The organism is Candidatus Cloacimonadota bacterium (assembly GCA_034661015.1).
Taxonomy (GTDB): domain Bacteria; phylum Cloacimonadota; class Cloacimonadia; order JGIOTU-2; family JGIOTU-2; genus JAYEKN01.
On record JAYEKN010000052.1, the window covers coordinates 1 to 6,066 of the forward strand.

At 38.2% G+C, this 6,066-nt stretch carries 2 protein-coding genes; both read left to right on the plus strand.

All coding sequences use genetic code 11. From position 1 onward, the window contains the following. The coding region (locus U9P79_01755; protein MEA2103353.1) for a T9SS type A sorting domain-containing protein at nucleotides 1-585 on the plus strand (585 nt) is incomplete at its 5' end. Between the two features lie 310 nt (nucleotides 586-895). Beyond that, on the plus strand, nucleotides 896-6,066 hold a 5,171-nt coding region (locus U9P79_01760; protein MEA2103354.1), incomplete at its 3' end, for a C25 family cysteine peptidase.

Here is a 6,066-nt window from a genome sequence, read left to right on the forward strand (position 1 = left end):
AACATCGAAGAAATCTGGATTACACTTGCTGCTCCCACCAATCTTACCGGTTCATCCCAGTTCCCTGATATTGTTCTCGAATGGGAAGTTCCCGCACCCACAAGAAGCCTTACCGGATATAGAATTTTTCGGGACGGTGAATTTGTCGGGGAAGTAACAGAACTGAATTTTACCGAACAAGATGTTCCAGCCGGAACTTATATTTATTATGTAACCGCTCTATACGGAACTTATGAATCTGCGTTTTCAAATGAGGTGGAAATTATTCACTCCAACGCTACAAATCCGGAAATTCCTTTAGAAACCATAATCTTAAACAATTTCCCCAATCCCTTCAATCCTCAAAATTCCAATACTAAAATAAGTTTTGGTTTGGCAACTCAGTCAATGGTTGAAATTTCAATTTATAACATCAAGGGCGAAAAGGTGATAGAATTTGTGAATGAACAATTTGAAGCGGGTTATCACTATTTGGGATGGAATGGTAGAGACGAACGGAATAATTTGCTTCCATCCGGAGTTTATCTCTATAAAATTTCTGCAGGTAATTATTCCGAAATCAACAAAATGATGCTCTTGCGTTAGTAGCTTCTTGGATATGAGCATTATTTCAATATCAATATCAAAATAAATGGAAAGAACAAGATGTTTATATTAGGACGAAGGATGAATTTATTCCCTGAAAGGGATAAATATAAAAGCATAAGGTTGCTCCGGCTGCCTTATGCAGTGAAATGTAAGGATTTATTTTCGCTGTTGGCGATGAATAAAAAAGATGAAAACTAATGCAATAATTTAGCAGTATAATTATTTGTAAAAATCCTAAAACTTGATTGCAAAACAACGTATTCAATTTTTTGGATAAAATTTAAAAAATTAAAGGAAATACAAAACTATGAAAAAATTTATTGTAAGTTTATTAATCTTAAGCTTATTAACCGCCTTTCTTTTTGCGGAGAAAGTTAAAATAGTCAAGAACATTTCACAACAAGTTATGGAATGTTCAAAATCCGATGAAATTTCTGCTGAACTGAATTTCTCATTAACAGAATACAACATTGAAACTGCTGATATAAAGGGTGAAATATTTTCCAAGATCACGCTTGAAAATGAAGGAAAATTTGCTCAGGAAGGTTTGCCCGAACTCCCCCGCATTTCACGATTATTAGTAATTCCGGATAAATGTTCTTTAACAGTAGAAATTTCTGAAATCAAATCGCGAACAATTGATGATATGCAAATCTATCCCCACCAACTTGATGAAGCAGAAATACAGCAAAACGGTTTTGCCTATAATGAAACATTTTATAACAAAAACGCAGTTTTCCCCAATAAAATTATTGAAGTGGGAGAACCCGCTATCATGCGTGATTTACGCATTGCAAATGTAACCGTAAATCCTTTCCAATATAATCCGAAAACAAAAAAATTAACTATAATCACAAATGCACATATAACTCTGAAATATCATGAGGGAACCGGAGAAAACCCCAAATTGCAAACTGACCAAAAGTTTTCGCGAGCCTTCGAACCAATATATAATTCAACGATTTTGAACTATAATCAAACACATCGCAATCTCGAGTATCAGCATGGTTCATATCTTTTTATTTATCCAAATAGCAGCACGGTTGAAACAAATCTTCAACCCTTGCTCGATTGGAAACGCCAAAAAGGTTTCGATGTGGTTGCAGCAAGCACCTCAGAAACAGGAACATCCACATATAGTATCAAAGATTACATACAGGATGCTTACGATAACTGGGAAAATCCACCGGAATTTATCTGCCTTGTAGGTGATGCCGGTGGTTCGTTCAATATTCCGACTAAAAGCTATAGCAATGGTTACGGTGATCAATATTATGTCCTTCTCGAGGGTAATGACATTCTTGCTGATGCGAATATCGGGCGATTATCCTTTAATACCTTAAATGAGTTGCAAACAATGGTATCAAAATCAATCAATTACGAAAAAAATCCGTATATGGGGAATCCAGACTGGTTTACAAAAGCGCTGCTGGTTGGAGATACTTCTCAATCGGGCCCGGCGTGCATTTCGATAAATAAATATATCAAGGAAATGATTGAAGCAAATGATCCCCAATTTGATTATGTTGAGATTTACTCCGGCGGTTTCGCGTATGGAATAAACAATGCAATAAATGCCGGCGTCAGTTATTTTAACTATCGAGGTTATATTGGTATGAGTGGCTGGGACACCGGTTATATATCTAGTTTGAGCAATGGCTGGATGTTGCCCTTCGGTGTTATTTCCACTTGTGGAACTGGAAATTTTGAAGGAACATATAATTGCAGAAGCGAATATTTTGCCAAAGTTGGTACACCCGCCACTCCAAAAGGTGCAATCGGAGCAGTGGGCACTGTTACCTCCTCAACCCATACATCTTTTAACAATACTCTTTGCGCCGGAATGTTTGAAGGAATATTTAACCAAAAAGTTTTTAGCATGGGCGGTTCTTTAAACATGGGAAAACTTAATGTTTACAATTGTTTTCCGGGAAATCCGTCAGATTGGGTTAATAAATTTTTATACTGGAATAATCTGATGGGCGACCCGGGGCTGGAACTCTGGACTGATGTTCCCCAAAATTTCAACATCGAATTCCCTGAAGAAATATATGCAGGAACAAATTACCTGGAAGTAGAAATTCTTGATGAAAATAATCAGCCTATTACCGATGCGTTAGTTTGTATTCTTCAAGAAGATGATGAAATTTTTGCGAGAGAATATACGGATGCTCAAGGAAAAGTATATCTTCAGGTAAATGCAAACACAACAGGAGATGCAGTAGTAACCGTAACAAAACATAATTTTAAACCGTTTGTGCAAGAATTTGAAATAGTTCAAGCGATGAATTTTGCTCAAATTTCGTCCTATTCCATAAATGAAGATGAAATCAATCCCGGTGAAGATATCCAATTGGACTTTGAATTGGAAAATCTTGGCACTCTGCAACTACAAGGAGTAAATGCGGAAATTTTCTCTACAAGTGAATGGGTGGAGATTACTCAATCGCAAAGTAATTTTGGGAATATTGCCACGGGTAGTTCCGCTTCAAATTTGACCCCGTTTACTTTTACTGTGGATGAAAATTGCCCCGGAGGTGCGGATATTCAATTTGAAGTTCAAATAGCAGATGATGCAAGTAACACTTGGCAAGATGAATTGATCTTAATGGTTTATTCACCCATATTTTATGTGCAAAGTTACGAAGTTTTTGATGGAAATGATGGTATTTTAGATCCTGGAGAAACTGCTAACTTTCAGATAACATTAGAAAATATCAGCACGGTTGATGCAGAAAATTTGGCAGCAGTCTTAATCTCCTCTGATGATGATCTGGAAGTGCAAGATAATAGCGGCTATTTCGGAAATATCCCCGCAGGAGGAACTGCAACCAACACTTCGGATGAATTTGTGCTTTACGCAAATTCCACGGTTCTGCCCGGCACTCAAATCAATATGGAATTGCATTTGTTTAATTCAGCCGGCTATAATGCGACTATTTATTTCAATTTTTCAGTCGGAGAAGTTAGTGAGGGCGATCCCATCGGTCCCGATGCTTATGGATATTATTGTTATGACAGTGGCGACACGCAGTATCCTCAAGCCCCTGTCTATAACTGGGTTGAGATTGCTCCGGCAGCCGGTGGAACGGGTACGCTTCTATCTCTTTATAATGGAGGTAATGACGGTGATGTGGAATCCATTTCACTGGCAAGTGAATTCACTTTTCGCATGTATGGAGAAACGTATTCAGATATTTCAGTTTGTACAAACGGATGGATAGCCGGAGGAATAACAGAGCAAACCAGCTTTATGAATACTCCGATTCCAGGACCTCTCGGTCCAAATCCCATGATCGCTCCTTTCTGGGATGATTTGAGAACTCCGGGCGGCCAGATTTGCTATTATTTTGATTCGGAAAATCATACTTTTATCGTTGAGTGGTACAATTTAGCCAATGACTTTCTTCCCTCCTACCACGAAACTTTTCAGGTAATATTGTACGATGCAAATTATTATCCCACTACCATAGGAGATAGCCCAATTTTATTTCAATATGAAGAAATTCATGATGTTGATAGCGGCGATTATACCAGTTATCACATTCTTCACGGTGAATATTCAACAGTTGGGATAGAAGATCCAACCGGACTTATCGGATTACAATATGTTTTTTGTCAGGAATATCCTATAGCAGCTATGGAACTGGAAAATGAAATGGCGATCCTTTTTTCCGGTGCTCCGGTTGAAAGTATAGAGCCATACATCGTTCTCGGTGGTGTTGTTGTTAATGACGAGAACGGGAATGGATTAGTAGATTATGGTGAAGAAGTAGATTTGGATATTATGCTAAATAATCTTGGCGAAAATCCGGCAACATCTGCTTCCGCAATTGTTTCTTCTCAGGATGAATTTATAACTGTTATTCAAAATGAAGCAAATTATAATATTATTCCGGGAGAAGGCTCACAAACAAACCAAACTGCTTTTAGCATTCTTGTTGCAGAAGATTGTGAGGACGGGCATAATGCAGCTTTCACGATAAATGTTACAAGCAGCGAAGATGATTGGGAATTGTATTTTAATTTGGAACTGAACGCTCCTGTTATTAATCTGTCATCCATCTTTGTGAACGATGGAAACAACAACATCTTAGACCCGGGAGAAACCGCAGAGATTTATTTATATTTTCAAAATGATGGTGGAGCAGCAGGATATGAGATTGAATCCTCTATTTCAACTTCCGATCCCTACATCACTATAAATTCCTCAGATTATTCTATCGGTGAAATTGGACCCGACAACATTTCTGTTGGAATTTTTGAAGTAACAGCAGCTGCAAATGCGCCCATCGGTCATAATGCAACTTTTAATTGGAATCTTGCCGGTGCTCTTTCCTATGAAACCGAGGGAGAATTTTTCCTATCCATTTCGCAGGTTCCTATCCAAATTGATGAGCATTTTAATTCTTTTCCCCCTGACGGTTGGGAAGTAACCTCCACATCCGGGCAAATAAACTGGTCCGGAAGCAGCAGTAATACTGCCGGAGGTAATTCACCTGAGGCAAAATTCTATTGGAACCCTTCCACGACTGCGATTCAGCGATTACAAATTCAACCGATAAATACAGTAGGCTCAAGCACTTTAGAAATCCAATTCAAACACTCAATTAATGACTATAACGGAGGTTATACTCTTAGATTGGAAACTACCAGCGATGGCAACACGTGGAATACGGTAACGACTTTCCCATCAACAAATTTACCTGCAACAACCGAGAATATTACAATTTCCACAAGTGATGTGGGCTCATCCACCTTTCAATTTGCCTTCACTTTTGATGGGAACTCATATAATATCAACGATTGGTACATTGACGATGTATTAATGGAAAATGGAAACCCGCAAAATATGGGCTTTATTGCCGGAAATGTAAATCTGATTGGGGGAAGCGGAAACGTGGAAGAAGTTACAATTCTTGCGGATACTCAAATCGCTCACCCAAACGAGGATGGAGATTATGTTTTGCCCCTCGTTCCTGATTCGTATGACGTTAAAGCAAGTTTATACGGATACGAAAGCATAATTGTAACTGATATTGATGTATTTGCAAACCAAACTACAAATTGCAATTTTGAACTTGAATTACTTGGTATCCCCGCGAATTTAACTTCCAGTGTATCCACAAATGATGTTACTTTGGAATGGGATGCTCCAAATGATTTGAGCGATGAATTTTTGCCTTCTGTTCTAAAAGACGGTAATAAAAATCTCCGAAGCAATAAACAAAAACCCTCCGAAACAAATCGAAGTTTAACAGGATACAATATCTACCGAAATAATAATCTCATCTATGAAATAAATAGCCCAACTATTACCGATTATACAGATGAATTTATCGCAGCCGGAGAGCACAGTTATTTTGTTACTGCCACTTATACAGACGAGGATGAGTCCTTTCCATCAAACTCGGAAGCGGTAACGATCACACTCGCTCCCCCAATCAATCTTACCGGTTCGTCTCAGTTCCCTGATAT